Source organism: Verrucomicrobiaceae bacterium, assembly GCA_016713035.1.
In the GTDB taxonomy this organism is placed as follows: domain Bacteria; phylum Verrucomicrobiota; class Verrucomicrobiia; order Verrucomicrobiales; family Verrucomicrobiaceae; genus Prosthecobacter.
In genome coordinates this window covers 72864-99273 of sequence record JADJPW010000002.1, presented here as the reverse complement: position 1 = coordinate 99273, position 26410 = coordinate 72864, and the positions used below count along the sequence as shown (strand labels likewise).

Annotated in this window: 23 protein-coding genes and 2 pseudogenes; 12 read left to right on the top strand and 13 right to left on the bottom strand. The window is 58.4% G+C overall.

The genetic code is table 11. The features are described from left to right. Nucleotides 1-98 precede the first annotated feature (98 nt). Nucleotides 99-1730, top strand: a complete 1632-nt coding sequence (locus IPK32_07370) for a peptide ABC transporter substrate-binding protein (GenBank protein MBK8091791.1) — start codon at nucleotides 99-101, stop codon at nucleotides 1728-1730. Between the two features lie 6 nt (nucleotides 1731-1736). Here IPK32_07370 and IPK32_07365 read toward each other — a convergent pair whose 3' ends face one another. The 8 genes from IPK32_07365 to IPK32_07330 form a co-directional block, all read right to left on the bottom strand. Further along, the gene (locus IPK32_07365) at nucleotides 1737-3533 is read right to left on the bottom strand and encodes a hypothetical protein (protein MBK8091790.1); all 1797 of its coding nucleotides are present in this window, start codon (nucleotides 3531-3533) and stop codon (nucleotides 1737-1739) included. A gap of 116 nt (nucleotides 3534-3649) precedes the next feature. Continuing rightward, on the bottom strand, nucleotides 3650-4606 hold the full coding sequence (locus IPK32_07360; protein MBK8091789.1) for a polymer-forming cytoskeletal protein: 957 nt from the start codon (nucleotides 4604-4606) through the stop codon (nucleotides 3650-3652). A gap of 75 nt (nucleotides 4607-4681) precedes the next feature. Then, nucleotides 4682-5428, bottom strand: coding sequence for a cellulose biosynthesis protein BcsS (bcsS, locus tag IPK32_07355; protein MBK8091788.1), 747 nt, complete (start codon nucleotides 5426-5428; stop codon nucleotides 4682-4684). Nucleotides 5429-5520: 92 nt separating this feature from the next. Continuing rightward, on the bottom strand, nucleotides 5521-7593 hold the full coding sequence (locus tag IPK32_07350; GenBank protein ID MBK8091787.1) for a glycosyltransferase: 2073 nt from the start codon (nucleotides 7591-7593) through the stop codon (nucleotides 5521-5523). A 31-nt stretch (nucleotides 7594-7624) separates the two neighbouring features. Then, the gene (locus tag IPK32_07345; protein ID MBK8091786.1) at nucleotides 7625-8347 is read right to left on the bottom strand and encodes a single-stranded DNA-binding protein; all 723 of its coding nucleotides are present in this window, start codon (nucleotides 8345-8347) and stop codon (nucleotides 7625-7627) included. 62 nt (nucleotides 8348-8409) lie between these two features. After that, nucleotides 8410-9219, bottom strand: coding sequence for a phosphate ABC transporter ATP-binding protein (gene pstB / locus IPK32_07340; protein MBK8091785.1), 810 nt, complete (start codon nucleotides 9217-9219; stop codon nucleotides 8410-8412). A 65-nt stretch (nucleotides 9220-9284) separates the two neighbouring features. Then, entirely contained in the window at nucleotides 9285-10172 is an 888-nt protein-coding gene (locus IPK32_07335) for a hypothetical protein (protein ID MBK8091784.1), read from the bottom strand. A gap of 69 nt (nucleotides 10173-10241) precedes the next feature. Beyond that, nucleotides 10242-11132, bottom strand: coding sequence for a tyrosine recombinase (locus tag IPK32_07330; protein ID MBK8091783.1), 891 nt, complete (start codon nucleotides 11130-11132; stop codon nucleotides 10242-10244). Between the two features lie 94 nt (nucleotides 11133-11226). Here IPK32_07330 and ssb point away from each other — a divergent pair, with 94 nt between their 5' ends. Beyond that, nucleotides 11227-11820 carry a single-stranded DNA-binding protein gene (gene ssb, locus IPK32_07325; protein MBK8091782.1) on the top strand — a complete coding sequence of 198 codons (594 nt, stop codon included), beginning with the start codon at nucleotides 11227-11229 and terminating at the stop codon, nucleotides 11818-11820. Nucleotides 11821-11887: 67 nt separating this feature from the next. Here ssb and IPK32_07320 read toward each other — a convergent pair whose 3' ends face one another. Continuing rightward, nucleotides 11888-12667 carry an NIPSNAP family protein gene (locus IPK32_07320; protein ID MBK8091781.1) on the bottom strand — a complete coding sequence of 260 codons (780 nt, stop codon included), beginning with the start codon at nucleotides 12665-12667 and terminating at the stop codon, nucleotides 11888-11890. Between the two features lie 96 nt (nucleotides 12668-12763). On the opposite strand from IPK32_07320, the gene IPK32_07315 reads away from it, so the two are divergent. Next, the gene (locus IPK32_07315; protein MBK8091780.1) at nucleotides 12764-13135 is read left to right on the top strand and encodes a sulfite exporter TauE/SafE family protein; all 372 of its coding nucleotides are present in this window, start codon (nucleotides 12764-12766) and stop codon (nucleotides 13133-13135) included. Nucleotides 13136-13150: 15 nt separating this feature from the next. Here IPK32_07315 and IPK32_07310 read toward each other — a convergent pair whose 3' ends face one another. From IPK32_07310 to IPK32_07295, 4 genes are read right to left on the bottom strand one after another with little or no spacing between them, the layout of a single operon-like run. Beyond that, nucleotides 13151-14920 (bottom strand): ABC transporter ATP-binding protein, encoded by a 1770-nt coding sequence (locus tag IPK32_07310; protein ID MBK8091779.1) that lies wholly within the window; start codon nucleotides 14918-14920, stop codon nucleotides 13151-13153. After that, nucleotides 14833-15651: a hypothetical protein gene (locus tag IPK32_07305; GenBank protein ID MBK8091778.1), complete on the bottom strand. Its 819-nt coding sequence runs from the start codon at nucleotides 15649-15651 to the stop codon at nucleotides 14833-14835. Before IPK32_07305 ends, IPK32_07310 begins: the two co-directional genes overlap by 88 nt. Then, entirely contained in the window at nucleotides 15635-16870 is a 1236-nt protein-coding gene (locus tag IPK32_07300; GenBank protein ID MBK8091777.1) for a hypothetical protein, read from the bottom strand. The genes IPK32_07305 and IPK32_07300 overlap by 17 nt, the downstream gene beginning before the upstream one ends. A gap of 30 nt (nucleotides 16871-16900) precedes the next feature. Then, entirely contained in the window at nucleotides 16901-17311 is a 411-nt protein-coding gene (locus IPK32_07295) for a hypothetical protein (GenBank protein ID MBK8091776.1), read from the bottom strand. Nucleotides 17312-17432: 121 nt separating this feature from the next. Between IPK32_07295 and IPK32_07290 the strand changes: the two genes are divergently transcribed. The 9 genes and pseudogenes from IPK32_07290 to IPK32_07250 all read left to right on the top strand — a co-directional run bounded on the left by IPK32_07290 (nucleotide 17433) and on the right by IPK32_07250 (nucleotide 26363). Further along, entirely contained in the window at nucleotides 17433-17603 is a 171-nt protein-coding gene (locus IPK32_07290; protein ID MBK8091775.1) for a hypothetical protein, read from the top strand. 712 nt (nucleotides 17604-18315) lie between these two features. Beyond that, nucleotides 18316-19936, top strand: a pseudogene (ftsH, locus tag IPK32_07285) (ATP-dependent zinc metalloprotease FtsH). A gap of 1084 nt (nucleotides 19937-21020) precedes the next feature. Next, nucleotides 21021-21197: a hypothetical protein gene (locus tag IPK32_07280; GenBank protein ID MBK8091774.1), complete on the top strand. Its 177-nt coding sequence runs from the start codon at nucleotides 21021-21023 to the stop codon at nucleotides 21195-21197. Nucleotides 21198-21237: 40 nt separating this feature from the next. Continuing rightward, entirely contained in the window at nucleotides 21238-21525 is a 288-nt protein-coding gene (locus tag IPK32_07275) for a hypothetical protein (GenBank protein MBK8091773.1), read from the top strand. Beyond that, nucleotides 21522-22621, top strand: a pseudogene (gene dprA / locus IPK32_07270) (DNA-protecting protein DprA). Before IPK32_07275 ends, dprA begins: the two are co-directional and overlap by 4 nt. 132 nt (nucleotides 22622-22753) lie before the next feature. Next, the gene (locus IPK32_07265; GenBank protein ID MBK8091772.1) at nucleotides 22754-23905 is read left to right on the top strand and encodes a hypothetical protein; all 1152 of its coding nucleotides are present in this window, start codon (nucleotides 22754-22756) and stop codon (nucleotides 23903-23905) included. A gap of 144 nt (nucleotides 23906-24049) precedes the next feature. Then, nucleotides 24050-25147: a PEP-CTERM sorting domain-containing protein gene (locus IPK32_07260; protein ID MBK8091771.1), complete on the top strand. Its 1098-nt coding sequence runs from the start codon at nucleotides 24050-24052 to the stop codon at nucleotides 25145-25147. A gap of 45 nt (nucleotides 25148-25192) precedes the next feature. Beyond that, nucleotides 25193-25930 carry a class I SAM-dependent methyltransferase gene (locus tag IPK32_07255; GenBank protein MBK8091770.1) on the top strand — a complete coding sequence of 246 codons (738 nt, stop codon included), beginning with the start codon at nucleotides 25193-25195 and terminating at the stop codon, nucleotides 25928-25930. A gap of 97 nt (nucleotides 25931-26027) precedes the next feature. After that, the gene (locus IPK32_07250; protein MBK8091769.1) at nucleotides 26028-26363 is read left to right on the top strand and encodes a hypothetical protein; all 336 of its coding nucleotides are present in this window, start codon (nucleotides 26028-26030) and stop codon (nucleotides 26361-26363) included. The last annotated feature ends 47 nt before the right edge of the window (nucleotides 26364-26410 follow it).

Sequence of the window (26410 nt, the reverse complement as noted above, 5' to 3'; positions counted from 1 at the left end):
TGAGCTGGAGAATTTGAAAACCCCACGCGGCCTCATGCTTCACGGCATGAGGCCGTTTTGTTGCCACAGAGAGCGTCGCGTGTCATGGTCGGTGCTCTATGAGCTGGCTTTTTCGTGTTTTTGCATTCCTGGCGCTTTGTGTGGGTGTGGCGTGGTTTCACCATGTGCGCACAGGCAGGCCTACGCGTGTGGATGAGGCGACTCGGCAGGGGATTTTGCTCCTCGGGAATGGATCGGAGCCTGCGACGCTCGATCCGCATCTGGCGACAGGTCAGCCAGAGCACATGATCTTCCATGCGATCTTTGAGGGGCTGGTCGCTCCAGGAGCGGATGATCCAGATGGTGATGCTCCCGGCGCTGCGGCTGCGTGGACACATGAGGCGTTCACGACGTGGACTTTCCGGCTTCAGCCCCTGGGAAAGTGGAGCGATGGCGTGCCGGTGACGGCGCAAGATTTCGTGTACGCGTATGAGCGCATCCTGACGGCAAATTTGGGCGCGGATTACGCGAATATGCTTTATCCGCTAAAAAACGCGGAGGAGTTCCACACGGGCAAAATCAGGGAATTTAGCCAAGTGGGCGTGCAGGCGGTGGATGAGCACACACTGCGGCTAACGCTGAAGGGACCCGCCCCATACCTACCGAGCATGCTGAAGCATTACTCATGGTTCCCAGTGCCGAAGCATGTGATTGAACGTTTTGGCAGCATGGATGCGCGGAATACGAAGTGGACACGCCCTGGGAACTTGGTGGGCAATGGCCCATTCAAACTTAAAACCTGGCGTGTGAATCAAAACATCGAGGTGGAGCGCAATCCGCACTACTGGGAGGCTGCGCGGGTGAAGCTCAATGGCATCGTCTTTGTGCCGATCAGCAGCCCACCGACGGAGGAGCGTGCTTTTTTGGACAAACAACTCCACATGACCATGGAGGTGCCACTTTCCAAAATACCGGGCTATATCGAAAGCAAGTCGCCGCTGTTTCACGCAGACCCGTTGCTCAGCGTGTATTTTTACCGCTGCAATGTGACGAAGAAGCCTTTCAATGATGCACGAGTGCGACGTGCACTGGCGCTGGCGATCGACCGCGAGAGTATCGTGAAGAATGTACTGCGCTGTGGGCAACAGCCCGCGACGGGGCTGACGCCGCCAGGCACACTCAAGGAATACCCGCCAGTACAGGCCATGCGTTTTGATCCGGCTGAGGCGCGGAGGCTGTTGGCGGAGGCCGGTTATCCAGATGGCAAGGGTTTCCCGCCTTTCGAAATCCTGATTAACACAAGCGAATCCCACCGCATGCTGGCGGAGACCGTACAGGCGATGTGGAAGCAGCATCTGAAGATCCCCGCAGGCGTGCTCAATCAGGACTGGGGTGTGTATCTGGAGTCGCAGCGCAGTCTGAAATTCGATGTATGCCGCGCTGGCTGGGTCGGTGATTATTTGGATCCATCCACTTTCCTAGCGCTTTGGCAGACAGGGGATGGGAACAATAACACAGGCTGGAGCAGCCCTAAGTATGATGCGCTGATCAAACAGAGCTTTATCGAGGGAGATCCAGCGAGGCGCCTCGCGATCCTGCGTGAGGCAGAGACTCTGATGCTCGATGAGGCCCCGATCCTTCCCGTCTATTGGTACGTGCGCCCACATCTGATGCGGCCCGAAGTGCGGAATATGAAGTCCTCTCTACTGGAGCATCATTGCTACAAGGCGGTGGAGCTAGTGGCTCCGTGATAGCGGCTATTTTTTGCCCTCGGGATTCGTGTCTTTGATTGGCTGGGCTTTGGGCGTGCGTGCTTGCTCAGCGTAAAAGACCATCGGCAGGCTAGTGCTCTCTTTGGATCCGACCGTCATCAAGAGAAGCGGATGAATGATACGGTAGGGGAAGCTGGGCTCAGGATCGAAATTCTTATCAAAAGCGAGCATGTGACCTCGATAGATGAGGTCCCGCCATTCGCTGTAATTGCCTGAGAAGAGATCAAAGAAGTATTCTGTGCGGGCAGAGAATGGAGTCATGACAAAGCCACCCACGGTGGCGTTGCGGCCATCCGTGAGCTTCTTCATGGTGGCAAAGTCCTCGCGCTGGGTAGGTAGATTCACAGCAGGCACACCCGCGTACCAGGCGATGAAGTGCGGTGCATCCGTAAATACATATTCACCAGGACGGACATACCGATTGAGGATCACCACACGGTCTGGGACATAGGGGGGCCAGTGGGGATCAATGCTGTTACCTTTAGCGAGACCGTATTTGAGGAAAACAGGCAGATTCGCATACATGGGGATGGCACAGAGCACCAGCGCGATGACCGGCCCGCCCCACTGTGGCCAAAAGGTCGTTCCTGCATTGGGGCCTAGGAAGCGTGACCAGAGAATGACCAACATGGCGGCACCATAGATGCACATGGCTGGCATGATGACGATGTAGAGTGCCATATCATCCTTCACACCACCAGATAGGCCGATAAGAGTCATGCCAATGACGACACTGCCAAAAGTGACCGCGAGCGTCCACCGCGCCGCAGAGGCCTCTGCACGGCGGAACTGGTGCAACAGTGCGATGAAGAAAAACAACGCCACCACCACATGTCCACAGTGCGAGTAGAAGCGCCCACTCTGATCTTCGGTGTTGAGCCCCATACGCCTTAGCAAGTCATCTACCACGATGGTGGCGAATCCAGGCGTGAAATCCCGTGTGACAAGCTCATGCCCCATGGCCGCGAATTGGGATTGCCACACGGCCCGCAGGCCACCGAGCACCTCACCACACAGTCGTGCCTGCCACCAGCCCCAGGCTCCTGCTGCGAGCACGACGGGCGCGAGTACCAGCAGCAGAGTCGTCGTATGATTGCCCTTGAGGAAAAAAGTAGCTCCAATAGCCAAGCCGAGCACCAGCCATAGCGCGAGAGGATGAGTGAGCAGCATAAGTGCGGAGATCACTCCCAGTGTCACCAGATATAGAGCCGTGGAACGCCCCGCCGCATGACGCATGGCGATGCTGACAAATAGGCGAAAGGCCAATGCAAACTCCATGATCAGCAGCATGCGTGATGAGCCACTCACAGCTAGATCCCATGCAGGCTGGCACACCAGCAGTGCCACCGCAGCGATGGCGGCCACCTTTTCATCAAAAAGCTGCCGTGCGGCCCCATGCGTGAGATAGATAGCTATAAGCCACCATAGGACCCCAAAGCCTGCGATGACACGATCATAAATGTAAATGCGCCCACCTCCATCCAGCGGTGCATACTCCGCCTGGCCACTGAAAGCACGAAAGCCGAGTGACCAGATCAGTGGTTGGACGGGTAGCTGCGTGGTCTCTGGCATGGCCAGAGGCGTAGGAGTGCGTCCATTGCGCTCGAGCTGTGCCCATGCATAAGGCTGCACCGCGAGCGTCTGCCACACGCCTTTTTGTGCGAGATTCCGCGCTAGCTGCGCCTGGTACATCCCCTCGGTGCTATTGATCCCACGGAAGGTGACGAAGACATGGATGAGCGCGAGTGCGACTGCGGCCACATAGAAAGCCAGGCGCAGCATGCTGCCGGTTGTTTGTTGTTTGACGGCCATCGGAGGAATTGGGTGGACTGAAAAGGAAGCCTCAGACTACGGGGAAAACGCCAGATGACGAACTCAGATTATGCCGGAATCCACTTTCAGCCCCCATCATGAGGCTCGAAGGCGATATTGCTACACGCTGCGCGGCCAGACTCCCCCGCACAACGCCATTGCCAGCGCTGCGTCTGGCGCACCAGCGGCTCCAGATCGCCCTCTAGGATGCGGAACTGGCCTAGCAATTCGGCCCCCTTCCGCACATCGAGTGATCTCGCCGCTACCGTGCCGCTCAAAGTAGCCCCAGGCTCCAGCGTCACGGCACCGTGGCAGATGAAGTCGCCCTTCACCTGGCCGCTGTTCACAAAGGAGCGCGTACGCACCTCGCTGAGGAAAGTCACCTCGCAGTCTGGTGCCACCTCCAGCCGCTCGCAGAGCACTGCATCGGCCACGATGCCACTGGCCTCGATCACCCGCGAGGGTAGCGGCAGCGGAGACTGGTCCTCACGCCGCAGTTTTTGCTGACAGAGCGGACAGGTCGGAGTGATGGCGTCTCCAGCCGTGATAGTGACGAAAAGAAAGTCCCTCCTATCTGGTGGTAATGCCAATAAGGCCGCATTCAGCGCCGCTGCGTCCACCGATTCAATACGGTGCTGCTGTGCGGCATGCAGTGCCGCTGTGTTAAAGCCTGCGGGGGCGATCAGGATGCCACGCGCATCCTTTGCCGTCGCGACTTCTTTGGCAAAGCGCTCCACCGTCCCAGATGTGGCTCCCCACTCATTCCACGGGGTGAGTTTGACCAACGCACGACTGGGATGCGCCGATTTTGGCTGCTCGATCATGCCAAAGAGGACGCTGCCATCTGCCATGGCTCGTGAGCCTGCCAGTTCACACCCGGCTTCTGCCGCTAAGGCACGAGCCAGCTCGGATAATCGCACCCAATCGAGTCCAGCGATGAGTTCAGCACTCCATCCTAAACTGAAAGGCACCTGCGCAGAGGCTCCATTCTCGTCTTGCCGGGAAAAACCGGCCTCATGGAGAGTTTCAAAAGGGTCGAGCATCGCGTGAGCAAAAAAAACGGGCGGCACACGAAGGCACCGCCCGTTTTGAAGGCAAGTTTGTTCTTCTGGAATGAATTAGAAGTTCACAGAGAAGCCCACAGAGCCGTACATCGAGGTGTCAGCTGTTCCGCGGCCGCTATAGTCTGCATAACCAGCAGCCAGTGTCAGGGCAGACATCGGGCAGGTGGCGATTTTGATGAAGCCACCGACGCGGCGCTCGTTGAACTGGGCGTCATTCAGGTAGATGAATTCAGGGCCGACGGTCACGCGTTCGCACACTTTGTAACCTACGCGAGCGCGGGTCCAGATAGCGTTTTCAATGGTGCTGTACTGACCGATGAGGCCGATATCGAATGCACCGAGGCTACCGTGCGCATCAAGCACGAAACGTGCACCCCAATCGGTGCCTACTGGATTCGCAGGGTCGATGGCGGTCAGATTGCGATCACGCAGATGTGCACCTGCGTAAGCACCGAGCACGAAGGAACCGACTGGCAGACGATAGCCCAGACCGAGGTCCGCATCGAAAAGCTGGCCCGTGGTGTGGCCAGCGCCAGGGATGGTGTCATAGTTGTAGGAGCCGAAACCCGTGAAAGCACGCAGGTAGAGACCGCCGTCTCCCATGTTGCCATTGAGATCGTGCTGGATGCCGCCGTGCATGTAGTAGGAATCATGGCGGAAGTCATATCCTGCAAAAACGGTGTTCGCATAGGAGCCCGTGGGAACGGGGGCCGTAGGCGTGCACGAAGTGCAGGTGGATGTGCCTGCAAAGCTGGTGCCAGCGAGCAGGAGGGTGGCGAGGAGTGTGTTTAGTTTGGTCATGGTGAGTGATGTGAGCGGTGGATAGCCTATACGTCCGCAGAAAGGCGAGCAATCCATTACTTCTAAAATTTCTTCATTTTATAGCAATTGCCTCAACGGAGCTCGTGAATGCGGAACGCAGTGTTATTCAGGCCACGTGGGATCGCACGATATGGAACCACCTCGTTGCCGAGACGTCTCTGGCATGGGCGATCCCCTACGATGACCAAAAGGGCTTCATCTCCTGTCACGAGCGCAGAAGCATGTAGCAGACGATCATGCTCAAAACCGCTCGGCGCAGGCAAAAACAGCCCCCAGGCTCCATTGGCCAAACATGGCACCCAATTGCCTCCCAGGCCTTTTTCACGCGTCGCATGCATGAATCCAGAGAGACGCACCATGCGGTGCCAATCGACGGAATAGAGGCTGCGCTGCAAACGACCCCGCGTGGCATCGTCTGCGCACTGCATTTCCATGAGCTCACCTGTGACGTCCTTTACCTGGACCATCACACAATCGCCCGGGGTGAGGATTTGAATTCGTTGTCCACTTTGCGGCCGCGTTTTCCAATTCACCTCCGCCTGTTGGGTGGACAACCGCCGCGTATGGCCGATCCAGGCTCCATTTTCGTCTAAAATGGGCAGTTGGACCTCAAAGAGATACTCCCGGTGCGTGCGGCGAGTAAGCCGCACGCTATCATGAATCCATGTCCATGAGCGCCAACAGTTCACCAACACCCACAAAGCTGCGAGCCCCAGGAGCCAAGGTCCACCATCTGGTGGCCGATCCGAGCCCCACACCCCAGTTAGCCGTAACACGGCCGCGAGGATAGCGAGCACACTAGCGACCAAGAGCAGGATGTGCATGGCCAGCTTCCCCCACGAAACCCGCCCCAGCACATTCTTGAGCGAAATCTGCCAGGCCATCTTCTTCCCAAATAGCCCCCGCGTGCTCTCAATCTGCATGAAGAGCTTCCCCATGGAAAAGACCTGCCCGGCAAAGAAGCGCACGTAGCCCGCGCAAGCCACCACCAGCAGCGCTGCGAGCAGCATCGGATACAAAATGAGCATCAATGCCGTGAAAACACCCGGCTCAAAGGGGGACACGAAAAAAACCATGCTGATGACCGGCACCAGCACATAGACCAGCTGTGTCCAGCCACTCAGCATATCCACCGCCATCAATAGGTAGCCAATTCGTTGTCGAAGCGGCAAACCGCAGCGCCCAAAAATCCCCTCCAGCGCAAAGCCCTGAAGGTTCCCATAAGTCCAGCGGCGACGTGTTTTATAAAACTCGGTCACATCCGATGCCGCGACGCCCCACGCCACCGGCTCATTCACCCACACAGTCTTCCAGCCCTTTTTGTGAAACAGAATCGAGCTATGCAAATCCTCTGTCAGCGTGGCCTCTGGAAATCCACCGATGTCGTCCAATGCAGCTCGGCTGTAAACGCATCCCGTGCCCACACAGGAGCTGCTGTCACTCAGATCACGATGGCTCTGGATCACATCCATGAAATTCAACTGCTCGTGCCAGCGCCCCGCACCGATCACCACATCGCGGTAGAGGAAGGCATCTTCGTTGTAAAACATCTGCGGCGTCTGTGCCACGGCGACCCGCGAGTCTTTCAGATAGCCCACCAGCATATCCAGGGACTCGCGTTTCGGAATATGGTCCGCATCAAACACCGCCACCGCAGTGGCTCGGCTATGTTGCAGCGCGTAGTTCAGATTTCCCGCTTTTGCTCCCTGATTGGTCGGCCGCCGCAGATACCGGATGCCATATTTCTCCGCCAGAGCCTTGAGTTCATCCCTTTTACCATCATCGAGCAACCAAGTCTCATGCGGATAGTCGATCGACACTGCTCCCTGCACGGTGAGCTCGATCATCCCGGCTGGCTCGGTGTACACGGGCAAAAAAACATCCACCTTGGGCCGATAGTCGAGTGGGGGAGCCTCCCGCACTCGGATGCTCCACGATTGAATCACATAGGATACACCTAGCAGCGCCCCCAACAGGTCCGCCATGAGGAAGACCACCGAATACACCATCGCATGCTCATTGAGCACCGTCGTCCGCCAGACCACATAGCCAGCGAGGAGGATCAGATAGGCCACCGAGGCGATTCGGCGTCTTTTGAGTCGGACCTGGAGATAGTGAGCTACCTCTTCAGCGTGGCTAAACATGATGAGACGTGGAGTTGAGTGTCATCGGGATTCACCACACACCGAGTTTTTCGAGCTGCTTTGTCGCTGCACCGGCCCAGTCACGGTTCGCGGCGGGGCTGGCGGGACTGGGGTGGAGCACGCGGCCGGTTTTGAAGCCGCCCCCCAGGGCCTCCTTCGCACGCACGGCGCATTCTTCCGCGTAGGCTCCCACGCCGATCACCCACTGCGGCTCTAGGGCCGTGATCACAGCACGCAAATGGGCATCGCAGTGTGCGTTGAGCGCGGCGGCCTCTGCGGCGGGTAGCTTGTCTGGCGTGAAATTCTTCCCTCCGGCCTCGAGGAACACGAGTGGGCAAAAATTCGCCACAAAGTGCTCTCGGAAGAAATTCTCCCCCGGGCCAAATTTCGCCGCGAAGTGGCCCCATAGCCGCCTGCCGCTCACTTCTGACTGCGGACAGGCGAATCCCAGCACGGGCCGCTTCGGGTGCTCACGCTCAGGTTTGCCCACGGGCTCGCAGATCTGCATCCAATCACGCACTGCGGCGATCTCACCAAATGGCACCCCCGTCTGCGTCATGCCAAAGGGGCCTGGATTCATGCCGACGAACACGACTTTCTTCCGCGTGGCGCCGAACCGTGTCAGATAGGCCGCATGAGGTGCCCACGCATACTCGAGTGGCTGATAGACATACTCCACGGGCTCCGCGAAGCGGAGCGGACGTAATTCCTCACGCAGAGCGAGAGCGGCGGCGATGAGTTTTTCTGCGGGCATGGAGCGTCCCTCGTCGTCGCAGACACCGCGCCCGTCAAGACCACCCGCACGCAGGCCCCTCACTAGACCAGCCTGCCCGTCACATACTGCTCTGTCAGTCGGTCTTTGGGCATGGTGAAGAGGTCCATCGTATCACTCCGCTCGATCAGGCGGCCTTTGTAAAAAAAGGCGGTTTGGTCAGCGATCCGCTTGGCCTGCTCCATGTTATGCGTGACGATGATGAAGGTGTAGCGATCCCTGAGCTGCAAAATGAGCTCTTCGATGCGTGCCGTGGCGATGGGATCGAGCGCGGCACAGGGCTCATCCATGAGCAGGATGCGCGGCTGGAGTGCGATGGCCCGGGCGATGCAGAGACGCTGCTGCTGACCACCAGAGAGCCCCGTGGCCATCTCATGCAGGCGGTCTTTGACCTCATCCCACAGAGCGGCAGACTTCAGGCTGCTCTCTGCGGCATCCATGAGCTCGTGCTTATCTGTCACGCCGGCGACTCGCAGGCCATAGACGGCATTTTCAAAGATGGAGCGGGGGAAAGGATTGTACTTCTGGAATACCATGCCCACCTGCCGCCGCAGCGCGATGGGATCGACCTGCGGGGTGTATAAATCCACGCCGTCGATGCGGATGGTGCCACTGACGACACGGGCGCTGTCCACCAGATCGTTGATGCGATTGATCGCACGCAGCAGCGTGCTCTTACCGCAGCCCGATGGGCCGATGAAGGCAGTGACGTCTTCACTGCGGATCGGCAGATCGACATCAAAGAGCACCTGGTGGTCCCCGTAGGCATAATTAAAGCGCTCTACGGAGAGGAAGGGATGGTTGGAAGAGGCTGGCGACACGTCTGGCAAGTGAGGGAGGGGTATTTGGCCCATTCACCACACACTGTCAGCGATTCCAGGCAACAAAAACGTCACAAACAAAACGTCACAAACAACACTCAATGCAGCGTCACCGGCTGCGGACGCTGGTACACGACGCTGTCCATCGCCTGATCGAGCGCTAGGCCGCTGAGTATTTCCGCCAAATCGGGATGCTGGGCTGCTTCTTCGACTTTTTTCATCTGCATGAGCCCCGCGAAGTCCTGCCGCTCGATCGCTTTACGCACCTCTGCATCGTGCCCCAGCTCGATGATGCGCGGGTGATTGAGTGCCTGGGCCGTTTTCGGATTCTGGGCTGCGAGACGCTGCCACATGCTGCCCTCTGGCCATAGGATGAGCAGGCGGGACAGATTCGCAGTAGCGCGGATGTCGTATGGGTCGAGCTTTTGGGCGATCGCTCCCAGGAAGCTACTGTCCATGCGCTGGCTCAGGCTGGCAAAGATGGACTGCGCCTGCGACTGCACTTTGCCGTTCTTTTTCACGATCTCGGCGGCACTTTCCAGACTATCCAGGCTGCCGAGCAGCCGCAGCGACATGCTCGCGATCCATAGTAGGAAGCTGGAGGGGAAGGCGCTCAGGAGCATACCACGCCAGCCCGTGAGTCCGCTGACGAGATTGAGCAAACCGAAGGCGCTGAGCAGATACACGCCCGCTTTGCAGATAAAGTATGCCAGCAGACCCGCCGCAGCGGAGAGAAAGAGCAGCCGATTGGTCGTCATGGCGATACCCGCCGCGCCGAAGATGTCCGCACGATTGCGAAAGACATACCAGGCCACCCCGGCGGAGATGGCCAGTGAGAACATGCCCACGAGCTGCCGCATCACGCCGCGTGAAAAGGCCAACCCAGCCGCAAAAGCGATGAAGCCTACCGTGCCCGCAGTGACCCAGATGGTGGAGGGCACTTTCTGGACGGTATCGAGGACTTCGCTGGTATTCGGCAGGGGCACGGCGCGGATCGTAACACATCATCGAACGAGCGCTAGTGTGCCTTCTGCCCTCCAGCGCCGGCGGGAGCATCATCCGCGTGGGTGAAATTTCCGATGCGTCTCCTTCAGTCGGGATTGATCGACGTGGGTGTAGATCTGTGTGGTGGCGATGTCAGCGTGGCCCAGCATTTCCTGGATCACGCGTAAATCCGCCCCGTGGGTGAGAAGATGCGTGGCGAAGCTGTGACGCATCTTATGCGGGTGGACATGCTTTTCGAAGCCACAGGCCGCTGCTCGCTCCCGGAAGATGGCCTGAATGCGCTCGCTGGTGAGGCGGAGGCCGTTTTTGCTCAAAAACACAAAACTTTGCGTCTTTGGCCTCACCAGCCCTGGCCGACCATGCTCGATATACGCCGCTAGGGCATCCCGTGCGGCTGCACCGACCGGTGCGAGGCGTGTTTTACGCCCTTTGCCCGTGACGCGTATCCAGCCTTCTTCCAGGCTCAGATTCTCCAGCCGTGCATCGAGCAACTCAGAGAGCCGTAGGCCGCTGGCATAAAAAAGCTCGAAAATCGCCCGATCACGGCGGTCGAGCGGGCTCGTGCCATCCACGGATTCGATGAGCTTTTTCACGTCCAGCTCGCCCAGAGTGCCGGGGAGGCGTTTTTCCAGCCGCGGTGGCAGCAGCGCATCCGCAGGGTCTTTCGTGATGTAGCGCCGGGCGGCCAAAAAGCGGAAAAAAATCTTCAGCGCGATCAGCTCTAGCCGCGCAGAGGAGGCGGCGATGCCGTCTTTTTTCCGCTGCGCCAGGAAATCGCCCAAAATCTCCGTGGTGACGGCTGAGGGAGCCTCCAGGGCCATCTGCACCCGCAACCAGGAGGCAAAGGACTCCAGCACACGACGCACCAGTAGCTGGTAATTCACGGAGAGACCGCGTTCCGTGGCGAGATGGAGAATAAAGGCGTCGATGAGGTCCAGCACGCCGCCAGCATGCCACGGGGGAGCTTTGAAGACAAAAAATACATTGCCGGGAAGCGCCGCCCCCGGCAATGATGGCAGCTCTCCTCTCCTATTTATGGCCTCCTACAACAAAGTCATGCTCATCGGCAATCTCACCCGCGACCCCGAGGTGCGCTACACGCCGAAGGGCAGCGCCGTGTGTGACATCGGCCTCGCGGTGAACCGCGTCTATACCTCTGACAGCGGGGAGAAGGTGGAGGAAGTCACCTTCGTCGATGTGGTGCTCTGGTCCAAGATGGCCGAGCTCGCCGGCAAATATCTGCACAAAGGCCGCCCCGTCTTTATCGAAGGCCGTCTCCAAATGGATTCCTGGGAGGACAAGCAGACCGGCCAGAAGCGCACACGCCTCCGCGTCGTCGGGGAGCAGATGCAATTCCTCGGCAGCCCAGGTGATCGCGGTGCCCCTGCTGGCGGCGGCGGTTATGAAGACGAAGGCGGCAGCAATGGTGGTGGTGGTGGCGGCGGCGGCTATGGCGGCGGAGGCGGCAATGGTGGCGGTGGTTACAGCCGTCCTGCCCAGCGTCCGATGCAGCGCTCTGCTGCTCCAGCGCAGCGTCCAGCCCAGCGCCCTGCCCCAGCCCAGCAGAATGATGACTTCGGCGACGGACCCATCACCGAGGGCATGGAAGACGACGAGATCCCATTTTGATTCCCACTTTCCGAAAAAAAGAGCGGCCAGGCATCACAGCCAGCCGCTCTTTTTTATTTTAGCCCAGTCACTGCACGGGCGAGAAGTCCGTCGCTTTCATGTACACACTTTTCACGCCCTCAGCCTGTGGCTGGATGGTGAGCGGGCCACCATTGGCAGCCTCACTCGCAGACTTGGCTTTGATCCAGTCTGGATCAGCACGGAAGGCAGTGAAGGACGCGATACCGGCCTCCTTGCTGTCATGGGAGAGGATGTAGATGAGCTTGGTGCCTGCGCCTTTGTCCTCATCCGTGGGTGTCCAGTAGGCGAGGTGGCTCATGCCGTGCTTGGAGAAAAGCTTCATCGTGTGATCCCTGAAGCGGGCATGCAGCGCATCGAGCTTGCCCGGAGGGGTGATGTAGGTGCGCAGTTCAAAGACGCGTGGCTTGCTGCCTTTTTCGATCTTTAGCACCGGGGAGTACGGCGTGGTGGTCATGAAGACCGACTCGATCTTCGCCACGATCTTGCCATCTGCCTCGCTCGCCTTTGCAGCAGCCTGCCACTCTGGATCGGTGCCAAAGGCCTTGAAGCTCGCCTTCGCGGCATCACGGCTAGCATGCTCCAAAACATAGATGAGCGTGGTTTTGGAGCCATTCTCCTCATCCACTGGCACCCAGTAGCCCACGTTCTTCATGCCATGCTTTTCAAACAGCTTGCAGGTGTGGTCGCGGAAGCGTGTGAGCAGCGCATCGAGCCGCCCCTCATGGCATGTATAGATGCGTAGCTCATAGACGGGGTCCGCGTGAGCAGTGGAAAAGGCAGTGAAGAGAAGAGAAGCCGCAGTGGCGAGAAGTCGGAGCATTTTCATGGCGGTGCGGATGCTGGCGCGGATTCGCTTCAGCGCAAAGATGCTTTTCTTCCTGCACCTTGCCCCTCGCTACTTCCTGCCTATGCGGAGCAGGACATGACTACCACGCTCATCCTCAAGTGTCTCGCCATTGGCGTCGTTAGCGGCATCATCGCGGCGCTCTGCGGTGTCGGCGGCGGTGTGGTGATGGTCCCGGCCTTTGTCCTACTGCTCGATATGCCGCAGAAAACCGCCGTCGCCACCTCCCTAGCCATCATCATCCCCACAGCACTCATGGCCACCACCCAGAACGCCCGCGCTGGCCTGGTGAACTGGCAAGTCGTGCTCTACACCGCCATCGCATCCTCCATCCTGGCCTACTTCGGCGCGGGATGGCTCAAGCGCCTCAGCAACGAGACGCTCAGTCAGGGCTTCGGCGTGCTTTTGATCATCTTTGGCATCCGCATGCTCTGGGCTGGCCGGGCCTAGTGATCCACGGCAGTACTACTCCCACTGCGCCTTCTGCACGCCGACGACGCTCATGCTCAGGCCGATGACGATGTGAACCAGGAGCACAAATCCGGCGATGGACGGAGCGACGAGGTCGGTATCGGTGACTTGCTTCACCGCATCATAAAAGGCGGTGCTGCGCATGCTCGTCAAACTACCGCTCCAGCTCCAAAAGGCTGCGATGAGTGGCTGCACCCAGCTTTCCAGCCAATCCGGCAAAGTCAGCACTGCGCCAGAGAGCGGGAGCTGGAAACCGACGAGGTAGATACTCAGGATCGTGGCTTTTTCTGGACTGCGGCTGGTGGCGGAGATGCCTAGGCACACGCTGGTCATCGCAGCGGATGCTAGCACGAGTAGGAGGAGTTTCGTGATCAGATCCCCCGGTAGCCCACCGGTGATCATTTCCACGAAGAATCCCATCCATAAACTCTGCGCGAGCACAAAGACGCCGAGGAAGAGCACCTTGCTGCCTACGTAAGCGAGCGGATCGAGCCCACCGAGCTTCTCACGCTCCAAAATGAGCCTTTCGGAGGCGATTTCACGCGCGGCGTTGTTGCTGGCCATCAGGGTGACGAGGACGACTTGCAGCATGATCAGCCCGCTGACGAGTGCGCCGGCATCGAGTTGCTCCAGCAAGTGCTGAGAGCGTTTATTGAGCTCCACGGCCACATTGCTGTCCTGATAGGTCGAAAGCGAGCGCAGGGGCTTGATGCCATCGAGCGCAAAAATGGCCACCAGCAGCGGAAAGCCCAGCAGCATGGCGATGTGCAGCCAAACCTGCGATTTATCCCGGCGGAAGATTGTCCAGCGGCGGCGTAGCAGCTCAAAAAGCTGCGCCATGGCCGATGGCAGCTCGATGGGCGGAAATTCGTGATGCGCGATGGCATCCTCCTCGGTCACTGGAGGCCGCTCCTCCTTCAATTCGACTTTTTGGGGCGATTTCACATCGAAGCCGAATTGCTCGTAATAGCTCGCTCGCTTCCGGTTCCATGATTCTGCCCATTCCTGCGCCGGACGCTCTGTGAGGCGGCGATAGACGTCTTCCGGGTGCTCCACGCCGAAGTAGTGCATCAGTGCCTTGGGCGGCCCGTGGTAGGTCAGGCGGCCTTGGTACATGACCATGATGCTGTCGTAGTCGTTTAAGCTGGCGAGGCTGTGTGTGACATTCACGACGACGCGCTTCGGATGGCCGCGTGAGAGCGTGCGGAGCAGTTTGGTGATCTCTGCCTCGCTTTTGGGATCGAGTCCGCTCGTCACCTCATCACAGAGGAGGAGGCAGGGATCTGTCACCAGGCTCAGAGCGAGCCCGAGGCGCCTTTTTTGCCCACCGGAGAGCACTTTGACCGATCTCTCGGCCAGATGGGTGAGTCCGGTCACTTCCAGGATGTAATCGAGCGCAGGGATGAACTCATCCGTCGTGGCCAACTGCGTGCGCAGCGCCATCGCACTGGCGATGCTCTCCTCCACGGTGAGCAAATCATAGGCCACACTGAACTGGGGAACATAACCGAGATCCCCCGGGTGCAGATCTTCTTCCTCCTTCAAGTCACGCCCATCCCACTTCATTTCACCTTCTGTCTGCTCCATGATGCCGGTGATGACCTTTAGCAGTGTGGTCTTTCCGCAACCAGACGGTCCCACGATGGCCAGCAGATGCTCTGGCGGCACGGTGAAGCTCACTTCATCGAGCAAACGCAGCGTGGCGTTCTCCTCGGTGTCGCCGGGGCCATCGACTTCAAGACGGAGATTGTGTGCTTCGAGCATGGTGCGCGATCATTTCTCCAAAGCGGAGGGTATGGCGGGCTCTGGGGCGTATCACCCGCTTTGACCGTGGTGACGAGGCGCTTGATGCCCTGCTGGGCCATCTCACTGCCGGGGAACATGCGGCGGGCTTTCAGATACCAAGCTAGGGCGGAGCCGGTCTGGCGCTTCTCCTCATGCTGGCGGCCATTTTCCACGGCGGTGACGAATTCACTGGCCTTCACGCCGAGATCCGCGCGGAGTTTATTGAGCTCGGGATCTTCAGGGAATTGCTTGGCCTCTTTTTCCACCTTTTCCCATGCGGCGGCGTGCACGCCGGAGCCGGAGAGCTCTTTGGCACCCTCCATCACGATCTGCACGCGGCCCATGTCCTTGAGCACCTTTTCAAGCTGCTGCTTGCGGGCAGGATCTTCGCCCAGAGCGGCAATGAAGACGCCCTGGTCCTGGAAAATCTGCCGGTAATTGCGCTGACTCATCAGGCGATCAAACTCCAAGAGCGCCTGTGAGCGCATGTCGCTGCTCTTGACCAGATTCCCGGTGAATTGCTTCAGGTCTGGATTCATCGGCCAGGCCTCGGCGGCGCTTTTCATCTCGGATTCGAGCGCTTTCATGTCTTTGTTCGCCGCAGCCATTTGAGCTTTGCTGACGTGCAGGGAGCTGACGGTCTTGGCCGTCTGGATGGCAGCGAGCGGACGTGCGTACTCGAAGTCCTGCGCCTCACTTTTTGAGCTCATTGACGACGACTTCCGCCTCCGCGAAGTCCTTCATCTCCATGAAGCCGAGGAGCTTGTTTTTCTTCCGCACGAAATCGAGCACCTTGGTCTTTTCTGTCATCGGCAGACGCCGCACGCGGGGGAGGTATTCTCCGACACCAAAGGCCTCCAGGAGGCGATTGCTGGCGCTGTCCACATCCCGGCGGGTGATGAGGTTTTCAAAGGAAACGAGGGATTCATCGACCGTGCGGATGGCCTCCAGCGAGAGGCCGTCGATCATCGAGACGGTGGGTGGCACGCCGAAGCTGCTGGAGAGCATTTTTTGCACGTCACTGTCTTTATCGAGCTGGAGGACGCTATCGCCGTCACGGAAGAGATTCGGGTAAAAGCGGCAGGCGATGACTGCATGCTCAAAGCGGCGCTGGAGGAACATCTGGATGATGAGAGCCTGGAACTGCGTCTTGCTGGTGATCTCGCTGAGTCCTGCGGCGGTTTCATTGAGCTTTTTCCGCGCTTCGATTTCGGCGATGCCTTTGATGTAGCCGCTGGTGCGGCCAAACATGGCGCTATTGGTCTGATTGTTCTGATTTGCCTGCTGATTGCTGTTGCCAGCGCCTTTTGGGGAACCACCACCAACTGCCGGAGCTAGCTGGGACTGACTGAGGCCCATCTCGCTATTCCACTCGAGCTGCCGACGGCGCTCATCCATGGCGACGTTCGCGGCCTTGAGGTTGTTTTGTTTGCGCTGGGAGAGCCACACGTCCCAGATCGAGTTGGCGATGGCATTGCAGAGGCCGCCGTCGATTTTGTAGGTGCCCGCTTCTGGCAGCAGGGCAAAAGCCTTCATCGGATCAGGCGCGGGCTTGTTCGTGGGAGCGAGGAGCTGCTGGATCTGCCCCATGAGATCGCGGTAAGCCTGATCCTCCGCAGTAGCGGCCTCTGGCGTGGTGAGGTAGGTCTCAAAGCGTGAGCGCATGAGGCGATTGTTCGTCACATTCCAGAGCTTGCCATTGAAGGCCACGTTCTCACTGCCAGGATCCATCATGGGCATATTGCCCAGCGCTGTCTGCGTATCGGTCTGGCGATCGGAGGCACTGCCGGGGACCATGTTGTAGTTGTTATTCGACGTCGTGGTCGTTGGTGCTGGAGCCGCAGCAGGGCCGGGTAGGACCTGCGCGTGGAGCGTGCAGGTGGCCAGAGCTACCGTCGCAGTCAGGAGATGGAGTGAAGTCGTTTTCATCGGATCAAATCGGCTTATGGGGATGAGCAGTTAGACTTTGAGCAGTTCTAGCACCTCCAGCACGCCGCTTTCCTGCACACGCACTTTAAAGGTGTAGCGCTGTCCGCGCTGGATATTCGCACCCTGGTAATCTGGCGGCACCCAAACGGGCACGAAGCTATTTCCGCTGCCGTCATTGACCTGCACACTAAAGAGACGGCCATCTGCCTGGCGCCAGCCCTGATCGAGTCGGTCATCGACGATGCCCTCCACTCGGTAGATGTTGCCACTGAGCGCGGAGGCATTTTCCAGATATTCGGCAGCCACCAGCTCCGTCACTCCAGTCATCGGGTCCACACTACGATTGAGTAGGGCGAATCCCCCACCCCCGAGTACGGCCAGCAATAAAATGAGGCCAAGTAGGTGTGAGAAGCGGATGCTGGATTGAGCGCGGCGGGCCATGAGGAAAAATCGGGACTTTGGAGGGTGTGGCGGATTCTAGCGGGCATTCTAGCATGGAGGCGAGCAAAAAAGCGGGCCATATTCGCTAGTCAGCCCCCGGAGGCCACGCCAACATGCCCGTGTGAACGAACCCCGCGACTTCCTCAGCCGTTACGCCCGACTGCCAGAAAGCAACGGCTGCCGCAACGCCTGCATCACCCACCTGGTGATGATGACGCTGCTTTTCATCCTCGCTGTCTCCTGGATCGTGCGGAACCGAGCCTGGGAGTACGTGATCAAAATCGAGTGGTGACCCACCCAACAACTGCGGGAATATCCATTGTACGATACAATCAGCACCCGCAGCGGCGTCATTTCATGGAAGGTGCTTTGTGAACAACCCCGGGCCTCTTTTGACAAAAAAAAGCAAGCAAAGCCCTCCACCCTGTGTCTAGCTGACCCTCCACCCCACCCCCAGCCAACGACATGTCTGACGATCCTTTTGGCAGTAATAACGAAAACGGCAATCGCCGCCGCAATCCAGAGCCCCAGTTCAACTGGCGCGGCTTCATGTTCTTTGGCCTCGCTCTGCTACTCATCGGCGCAGCCTATTATCAGGGCATGGGCAAAGGTGCCGCGAAAATCTCGACTACACCGGCTTCAAAAAGGCGGTGGAGGAAAACCGCATCGACCGCAGCATCCCCCTGCGCCTCGTCAATTTCGATACCAGCCCCCGGCAGGTCATCCGTGGCCTGTATCATGAAAAAAGCCGCGCAAACCTACCCAGCGTCGCCCCTGCGCAGGAAGTGACAAAAACCGATACCGATGCTGAGGCTCCCAAGGACGTCGAACTACCCGTCATCACCCCTCCACAGCCGCCCGCCACCGGGAAAGTCACCCTCCCCAGCGGAGCCCGCCCATTCGAGGTCGAAGTGAATGTGGAATTCCAAAAAGAGGAGCTCCTCAAGCTGCTCGAAACCCATAAGCTCGAATACATCGCCGAATACGACACCAATGAGTGGGCCATGCTCGGCTTCCTCCTGCCTCTGGCGCTGGTGCTGGGGATGTTTTACTTCCTCGTGCGGCAGCAAATCCGTAGCGCAGGCCGTGGAGCACTCAGTTTTGGAAAAAGCCGTGCCAAAATGCTCTCCCAGGACCGCAACAAGGTGACCTTCAAAGACGTCGCTGGCGTAGAAGAGGCCAAAGAGGAAGTGCAGGAGCTGGTCGAATTCCTCAAAGACCCGAAAAAGTTCCAGCGCCTGGGCGGTAAGATGCCCAAAGGCGTGCTCATGATCGGTCCTCCCGGCACGGGCAAGACACTGCTCGCCAAAGCCATCGCGGGTGAGGCTGATGTGCCCTTCTTCAGCATCAGCGGCAGTGACTTCGTGGAGATGTTCGTCGGCGTCGGTGCTAGCCGTGTGCGTGACATGTTCGAGCAAGGTCGCAAGAACGCCCCCTGCCTCATTTTCATCGACGAAATCGACGCCGTCGGTCGCCATCGCGGTCACGGACTCGGTGGTGGCCATGATGAGCGGGAGCAGACGCTCAATGCCATGCTCGTCGAGATGGACGGCTTTGATACACAGGAGGGCATCATCATCATCGCTGCTACGAACCGCCACGACGTGCTCGATCCCGCGCTGCTGCGCCCAGGTCGCTTTGACCGCCAAGTCACCGTCAGCCTGCCAGATGCGGAAAGGCCGTTAGGAAATCCTCCGCGTCCACGCCAAGAAAGTGAAGCTCTCCGAGAACGCGGATCTCTCCAAAATCGCCCGCGGCACCCCCGGTTTCTCTGGTGCAGAGCTGGCGAACTTGCTCAATGAGGCCGCCTTGCTGGCTGCACGGCAGAATTTGAAATCCATCGGCAATCGCGAACTCGAAGAAGCCCGCGACAAAGTGCGCTGGGGCCGCGAACGCCGCAGCATGGCCATGAGTGAGAAGGAAAAGACCTCCACCGCATGGCATGAGGCCGGGCACGCCATCCTCAGTGTGCTGCTCGATCACACCGATCCGCTTCATAAAGTCACCATCATCCCCCGTGGACCCGCACTGGGCGTCACCATGAGCCTACCAGAGGGAGACCAGCACTCCTACATGCGTAAAAAAGCCCTCGATAATATCGCCATGATCGCTGGTGGTCGCATCGCAGAAGAGCTCTACACCCAGGACCTCTCCACTGGGGCCTCTGGCGACATCCGCCAGATGACCAGCCTCGCCCGCCACATGGTGTGTGAATGGGGCATGAGTGATAAGCTCGGCATGGTCGATTACGGCGAAAACGAAGGCAGCCTCTTCCTCGGACGCGACATCAATCGCAATCGTGGTTACAGCGAAGCCACCGCTGTGGAGATCGATCAAGAAGTCCGCCGCCTCGTCGATGATGGCTATGAACGTGCCAAGAAGCTCATCATGGAGCACCGCGACAAAGTCGAGCTCATCGCCAATGCACTCGTCGAATTCGAAACCCTCGATGGGGATCAAGTCCGTGACCTCGTGACCCTCGGGCACATGCGCAACCCGCCAGAGCCCCCAAGCAAGCCCCCAGCTCCCCCACCCATCCCCAAATCGCCCACACCGCGTCCTGCGCAGGTCGAAAATGAAGACGAAGGTGGCCTAGCTCCAGGACTCGCAGGCGCTGCGGCCTAATCCATCCGCCCACGCGTTCATCTTTCCTGCGGCTCCCACCCGACAGGGAGGTGCAGTGACCAGATCTCGTTCGAGAGCGGCCGAGCGTGGCCGCCGATGATCCAGATTTTATCTTGGAAAACGAGGGCGCTGTGCTCGTGGCGGGCTTTCCAGCAATGGGGTGTTTGCAGGCGCTGCCAGTGGCGGCCGTCTGTGCTGTGCCAGACGTCGGCGAAGTTGTCTTTTCCCTGGACCAGCCTCCAAGGACCCACATGCGACCGCGATAAACCACGGCACTGAACCACAGTCGCGGAGACCATGGCGCGGCGGCGGTTTCGCAGGTCCAACTGGTGCCGTCCACGCTGGACCAGACATCGTTCCGTGCGTGGTAGGTGGGTGTGTAGTTGCCGCCGCCGAAAAGGTAGATGCGTCCGCCAAGGCTTATCGCCTGCTGGTAGGCTCGGGCGGGCCATGGGGCCTGCGCGGTGGCGAGCGCCCACTTTTTTCCGTCCACAGAGGACCAAACATCGTTTTTCAGGCTGCTTTCATCTCCAAAGTAGTAGTCCTCCGTGCCGCCGAGTAGCCACAGGCGTCCCTGGTGCTCCACCAGGCCAGCGGCCAGCCGTGGGGACCACTCTGCTGCTGAAGTAGTCTGTTCCCATGTTTCGCCATTGGCCGAGGACCACACTTCATGACTGGCGGAGTGGCCGGGGAGTCTGCCATTGAACCAGCCGCCCATGATCCACATTTTCTTCCCAAAGGTGATGCTCATGGCCAGGTCGCTGTGCTTCCAGGGGGCGGTTTCGGTGATGCGTTGCCAGTTTTTGCCATCTGGCGAGTTCCAGACATCCCGTGGTGGGGCTTCATGGGACTGGAACCAGCCACCGCCGATCCAGAGTCGATCCTGAAAGACCCATTCTGCCTGTGAATCCCGTGCCTGCCATGTGGCGCGGCCCTCTAGCAGCCAGTCTGGAGGGGAATCTTCGGCCATGGAGAGGCTGGCTAGCCCGAGGAAGAGGAGGTGCCGTTTCATGAGCTGAAAAAATTTGCGGGCAAAGGGACGCGGGGAGGCTATGTTCACCGCCCCACCTCCTCCATACTGCTTATGCTCGACAATCTTCTCACACCGGCGAACACATTCTTCATTGGCCTCGGGCTGAGCGGCATTTTCCTGGTGATGTCCATCTTCGGCCACTGGAAGACGAAACGTGAATTCCGCCGCTACAAGACCCACCTGAGGATCGGCTGGAGCCGATGCCAAACAGCTCCAGGACAACAATAAGGAAAAAACACGCCTCTCACAGGAGGCGGAAAATCTCCGCATGCAGGTCGCCCGGCTCAATGAGCGGCCTGATAACAAAATGCAGCGCGAGCTAGAAATCCTCGCCAGAGCGGAAAAGCACATGATGATCAATGCCCCCGGTTTTGCGCCTGCATGGGAGATGGCGAAGTCGCAGGCACTCAGCCAGATCGAGACCGAAGAACGGGGCAATTCCTTCCCCCAGAAGATTTTCCGTGCTCTAAAGGGCTCTGGCCAGAGCGGCCAAACGGTCGCTTTGCCTGAGCATGCGGTGCAGGCCGCGAAGTCGAGCGAAAACGCTGCCGCATGAACCGCACAGAGGCTTATCTGGCGCTGAATCTGCTCCCGCAAACGGGGCCGGTTCGCACAAAGAGGCTGCTTCAGCGATTCGGCAGCCCAGAGGCTATCTTGGCGGCCAAGTCATCGGATTTGGCTCAAGTCGAGGGCATCGGGACAGCGCATGCGGACTCGATCTCTCGCTGGGAAGACCAGGTGGACTTGATCGGAGAGAAAGGAAGATCGAAGAGCGCGGCCTCACACTCCTGACGCAGGAGGACAAGCTGTATCCGCGGCTTTTGAGCCAGATCCACGATGCTCCCGTGCTCCTCTACGTATGGGGCCGCCTGGAGGAGCGCGATCAGCATGCTATCGGTGTCGTAGGCAGTCGGCACGCGACGCACTATGGACTTTCATCGACGAAAAAGCTCAGTTTTCAGATCGCCTACGCGGGATACACCGTGGTGAGTGGCCTAGCACGGGGCATCGATACGGCGGCGCATGAGGCGGCCCTAGCCGCAAAGGGCCGTACGATAGCCGTTATTGGTAGTGGGATCGGAAAGCTCTATCCGCCGGAAAATTTGGCCCTGGCAGAGCGGATTGCAGAAAATGGGGCCGTCATCAGTGAATACCCGGTGGATCGCATCGCGGATAAGCAGACCTTTCCGTATCGAAATCGCATCGTGGCGGGCTGGAGCCATGGCTTGATCGTGGTGGAGGCACCGGTGCGGAGTGGCTCACTCATCACGGCGCAGCAGGCCGCAGACCAAGGGCGCACCGTCTATGCAGTGCCAGGGCCCATTGACCGCCCGACCTCCACAGGCTGCAACCGCCTCATTCAGCAGGGGGCAAAGCTCATTTTGGATGGCAATGATGTGCTGGATGATCTCATGACGCTCTTTCCCACAGCACCGCGTGCTCCTACGGTGCAGGAGGTGGCTCCCGCAGTGGAGTTGTCCTTAGAAGAACGGATTCTGTATGATGCCATTGGCCACGAAGAGGCCCATATCAATGACATCACCGCCAAATCGGGGCTGACCATCGGTACCGTCTCCGCCACGGTGATGCGCTTAGAGATGAAAAGGCTCATTCGGGCCCTCCCTGGCCGCCGATACGTGCGGATAGTGTGAGCGGTATGAGTAACTCTCTCCGTAAAATGTGGGCTATGTTCGATTATCGCCAAATTCGCAAATATGAGACTATTTATCAATTTAATTATCAAATTTATTGTAATCTTGTAAATTATATGTGATTGGTCTTACATGACCAGGACAGATGCCACTTCCCGATTGGCTTGCCTTCTTCTGAGCCAATTGATTACCTCATTCGGATTCTTCTTTACCGCAGAGAAACCTACCTATGCCCAAAATTTTCTGTTTTGGGATAGTAATGGCAATGGGCATCTGACTCAGAAGGACGGATCGAGTAACTGGAATCCTATCGGAAAGAGGGAGTGGTGGAATGGTGCCTCGAATGTGAATTGGGACAATGCTTCCGATTCCATCGCGGTTTTCGGCAACGGAAACAGCGGCGGAATAGCCGGTGTGATCACGGTAACGCATGAGATACAAGCCCAGGGCATCCGGTTTGAGACGACTAGCGGCAGTTATACACTCCAGAACACAGCGGGAAATTCGATTATTTTGGGTGATGCAGGCATCCTTGCGAGCACCAGCGCTACGGTCCATGCACAGGTGACATTGGCGGAGGGGCAGTCGTGGGAGGTTGCGAATTCTGAACGCCTCGTTTTTGGCGGTACGATCATTGGTTCCGTCCCACTGGAGAAGAGCGGTGAGGGGTGTCTAGTCTTTACGGCTGCTTCCCCAGCTATGAGCGGTACCGTGACGGTGAGCAGTGGTACCCTTCAAGTATTGAATGCATCTGGCAGCGCGACTGGTACGGGCGCAGTTTTTGTGGGCAACGCTGCTACTCTGGAGGGCACAGGCAGCATCGCTGGGCCGGTGCAAGTGAACGCAGGTGGCTCCGTAGCTCCAGGCTACTCTGGCTCAGGAAATGTGGGCACACTCACATTTAATGGTGGGCTGCTACTCGCGGGCGGTGCCTCTGCACATTTTCAGCTCGGTTCAGTGTCGAGTTTTGACCGATTGGTCATCAATGGCGCACTGAGTTTATCGAGCACCACACAACTGATGGTGGGCGTGATGGATGGTTTTGTTCCGCAACTCGGGCAGAGCTTCGATCTTTTGGATTGGGGCACTCTTAATTTTTCTGAAGACAAATTAGACACTTGCCTAGTCCTACCAAACATATCTGCTCATCATCTCGCGTGGGACACCTCTCTTTTTCAGGAATCAGGGGCCATCAGCATCACCACGGCTGCACCAGAACCCGGGCGGACTTGCCTGAGCCTGTTAGGCATTTTGTGCATCTTGAATAAGCGGCGCTGGCATTAGATAAGCCGATATAATTTCAATTATTTCAACAATTACGGCGAGACATTGTCATAATTTATGCTTATTTATGTAAAATATATAAAGGCTAAGTTTAACATGTCGAATTCCTATCCAATACTGAACAAGTGGTGTCTGCCACGACAAATGGCAAAGACTGCCATCTACTTGATCCTAGCAGCGACATCACTCTTTGGTCAGACTTATCGCTATTGGGACTCCAACGGCAATGGTAATCCATCCATTCTGGATGGCAGCGGAACGTGGAATGTCAGTGGATCAAAAGAGTGGTACAACGGCACCACGAACGTAAACTGGGATAACTCCGCCGGTTGGACAGCGGTGCTGGGAAATGGCGGCACCGCAGGTACCGTGACTGTAAGCAGCACGATCGTGGCCACGGGTATCGTCCTCCAACCAGCAACGGGTAGCTATACCTTGGCTGGCACGATGGGTATGCCGCTTCAGCTTGGCAGTGGGGGGATCACGGCGAATGACTCCGCGACGATCACGACCGACATCCAACTCAATGCAGCGCAGTCGTGGACAGTCGCCGGGGGGCAATCCGTTCAGTTCAGCGGGACGATCATCGGCAGTGTGAGCCTACAAAAGGACGGTACTGGTACGCTGGCCTTCACGGCCGCATCTCCTTCCATGAGCGGCACGGTGACGGTGAGCGCGGGCAAACTCAGCGTGACGAATACGAGCGGCAGTGCCACCGGTACGGGCGGTGTGATCATTGGCAATGGCGGGACGCTGGAGGGTACAGGCTTCATCACTGGGCTCGTCCAGGTGCAGAGTGGCGGGATCATCGCGCCAGGAGTGAGCTCGGCGACGGGGATCGGCACACTCACGCTGGGCAGTGCCAGTGTGGCTGCTGGAGGCAGCATCAATCTGGGGATCAGCTCTACGAGCAGCTTTGACCGATTGGTGATCAATAACAATCTCAGCATGAGCACCAGTGGGGCGATCAATTTGACACTCAATGCAGGTTTTACGCCCGCAGCGGGGCAGAGCTTCGATCTGGTGGACTGGGGCTCTCTGAGCTTCGGAGGGGCAAATCTAGCCTCGACACTGTCTTTGCCGGATATTTCTGCCTACAATCTCGCATGGGACTCTAGCGCTTTTAACGCCACGGGGACGGTCAGCATCGTCGCCGCCATCCCAGAGCCTGGACGTGCACTTTTGACCGGTCTGGGCCTGTGTGCGACTCTGCTGCGCCGTCGCCGTGCCGCAGCTCGATAAAAAAGCGTTTGCTGCCGCTGGCTGCTGCCGATAAGCACGCGGCCCATGAGTATCGACGGCATTCACGACAAGGTTTTGGCTCTCTTATTGGCTGACTCCCGCGCAGCGGGCTGGCGCAGCTATCTGGATATCGGTGCCGGGCATGGGACCCTGATCAAAAAGGTCAAATCAAAGCTCCAGGTCACCTCCAGCGTCTGCGACTACACGGACACGCTCATGAAACTGCCGGATCAGAAGGTGGACATCGCAAATCTCAACCATGAGCCTCTCCCCTACCCAGATGCCAGCTTCGACATCGTCACGGCCACCGAGGTCATCGAGCACCTAGAGGACTTCCGCCTGGTCGTGCGTGAGATCCACCGTGTGCTACGCCCAGGTGGTGTCTGCATCCTCAGCACTCCGAATATCCTGAATCTGAACTCCCGCCTGCGCTTCCTCTGGTTTGGGTTCTGGAACCTCTTCGGCCCGCTCCCAGTGAGAAACAGCGCTCTCTACTCCACGGGCGGTCACATCAATCCCGTCTCCTGGTTCTACGTCGCTCATGCCATGCTGGATAGTGGGTTTGAGGGTGTAGAGCCGCACATTGATAAGGTCCAGCGCTCCTCCCTTCTCAAATACGTCCTGCTCATCCCCTTCATCCGGCTCTTTGGCTGGATGGCCATGCGCCGTGAGCGCCATCGCTACCATACCCTCGATGAGGCGAACGAGCCGCTCGTACGAGCGATGAATAGCACACCGATTTTGCTCGGACGCACCATCATTGCCCTGGGGCGCAAAGTCTGATCCCAGCGCGGGCATTATTCACGGTTGCCAGCACAGAGGCGTCAGCCTACAATCGACATCGCTCCCCCTGTAAGATATCAACATCTGCTCATCAAAAATGTCCCTCGTCCGAATCCTCCTCGCCGCCCTCCTCACTTCCGCAGTGGTTTCCTGTACCTCACACAAGGCCGATCTCAAATTCCCTACTGTGGCGGAGGCGGATGACTTCGATGTCGCCAATGGCCTGCCACGCCGCAAGACACGCGGTGGTCCGAAGCAAATCTACAAATACAGCGCCAGTGAAGCCGCCGCTCTGGGCTCTGCTCAGGGCAATGCACCCTCCACTCCTGCCCCCGCTTCTCGTGCAGCTGCGGAGATTTCCGCTCCTACCCCGGCCCCAGCGCTTGAACCAGCGCCGCAGCCCTCTGTCACTGTGCCTTCGAATTTGCGCTGATCCGGCACTCCCCTCCTCGCTGCTCCTGCGGCAGGAACGTGCCACAT

What these genes read in the sequence shown, in the direction of transcription:
- IPK32_07280 (MBK8091774.1), top strand. Translation starts at nt 21,021, where the DNA reads ATGCTCGACAATCTTCTCACACCGGCGAACACATTCTTCATTGGCCTC.
- IPK32_07250 (MBK8091769.1), top strand. Translation starts at nt 26,028, where the DNA reads ATGTCCCTCGTCCGAATCCTCCTCGCCGCCCTCCTCACTTCCGCAGTG.
- IPK32_07365 (MBK8091790.1), bottom strand. Translation starts at nt 3,533, where the DNA reads ATGCTGCGCCTGGCTTTCTATGTGGCCGCAGTCGCACTCGCGCTCATC.
- IPK32_07310 (MBK8091779.1), bottom strand. Translation starts at nt 14,920, where the DNA reads ATGCTCGAAGCACACAATCTCCGTCTTGAAGTCGATGGCCCCGGCGAC.
- IPK32_07300 (MBK8091777.1), bottom strand. Translation starts at nt 16,870, where the DNA reads ATGAAAACGACTTCACTCCATCTCCTGACTGCGACGGTAGCTCTGGCC.
- IPK32_07360 (MBK8091789.1), bottom strand. Translation starts at nt 4,606, where the DNA reads ATGCTCGACCCTTTTGAAACTCTCCATGAGGCCGGTTTTTCCCGGCAA.
- pstB (MBK8091785.1), bottom strand. Translation starts at nt 9,219, where the DNA reads ATGGGCCAAATACCCCTCCCTCACTTGCCAGACGTGTCGCCAGCCTCT.
- IPK32_07315 (MBK8091780.1), top strand. Translation starts at nt 12,764, where the DNA reads ATGACTACCACGCTCATCCTCAAGTGTCTCGCCATTGGCGTCGTTAGC.
- IPK32_07345 (MBK8091786.1), bottom strand. Translation starts at nt 8,347, where the DNA reads ATGCCCGCAGAAAAACTCATCGCCGCCGCTCTCGCTCTGCGTGAGGAA.
- IPK32_07320 (MBK8091781.1), bottom strand. Translation starts at nt 12,667, where the DNA reads ATGAAAATGCTCCGACTTCTCGCCACTGCGGCTTCTCTTCTCTTCACT.
- IPK32_07255 (MBK8091770.1), top strand. Translation starts at nt 25,193, where the DNA reads ATGAGTATCGACGGCATTCACGACAAGGTTTTGGCTCTCTTATTGGCT.
- IPK32_07370 (MBK8091791.1), top strand. Translation starts at nt 99, where the DNA reads ATGAGCTGGCTTTTTCGTGTTTTTGCATTCCTGGCGCTTTGTGTGGGT.
- ssb (MBK8091782.1), top strand. Translation starts at nt 11,227, where the DNA reads ATGGCCTCCTACAACAAAGTCATGCTCATCGGCAATCTCACCCGCGAC.
- bcsS (MBK8091788.1), bottom strand. Translation starts at nt 5,428, where the DNA reads ATGACCAAACTAAACACACTCCTCGCCACCCTCCTGCTCGCTGGCACC.
- IPK32_07265 (MBK8091772.1), top strand. Translation starts at nt 22,754, where the DNA reads ATGACCAGGACAGATGCCACTTCCCGATTGGCTTGCCTTCTTCTGAGC.
- IPK32_07260 (MBK8091771.1), top strand. Translation starts at nt 24,050, where the DNA reads ATGGCAAAGACTGCCATCTACTTGATCCTAGCAGCGACATCACTCTTT.
- IPK32_07305 (MBK8091778.1), bottom strand. Translation starts at nt 15,651, where the DNA reads ATGAGCTCAAAAAGTGAGGCGCAGGACTTCGAGTACGCACGTCCGCTC.
- IPK32_07295 (MBK8091776.1), bottom strand. Translation starts at nt 17,311, where the DNA reads ATGGCCCGCCGCGCTCAATCCAGCATCCGCTTCTCACACCTACTTGGC.
- IPK32_07275 (MBK8091773.1), top strand. Translation starts at nt 21,238, where the DNA reads ATGCAGGTCGCCCGGCTCAATGAGCGGCCTGATAACAAAATGCAGCGC.
- IPK32_07350 (MBK8091787.1), bottom strand. Translation starts at nt 7,593, where the DNA reads ATGTTTAGCCACGCTGAAGAGGTAGCTCACTATCTCCAGGTCCGACTC.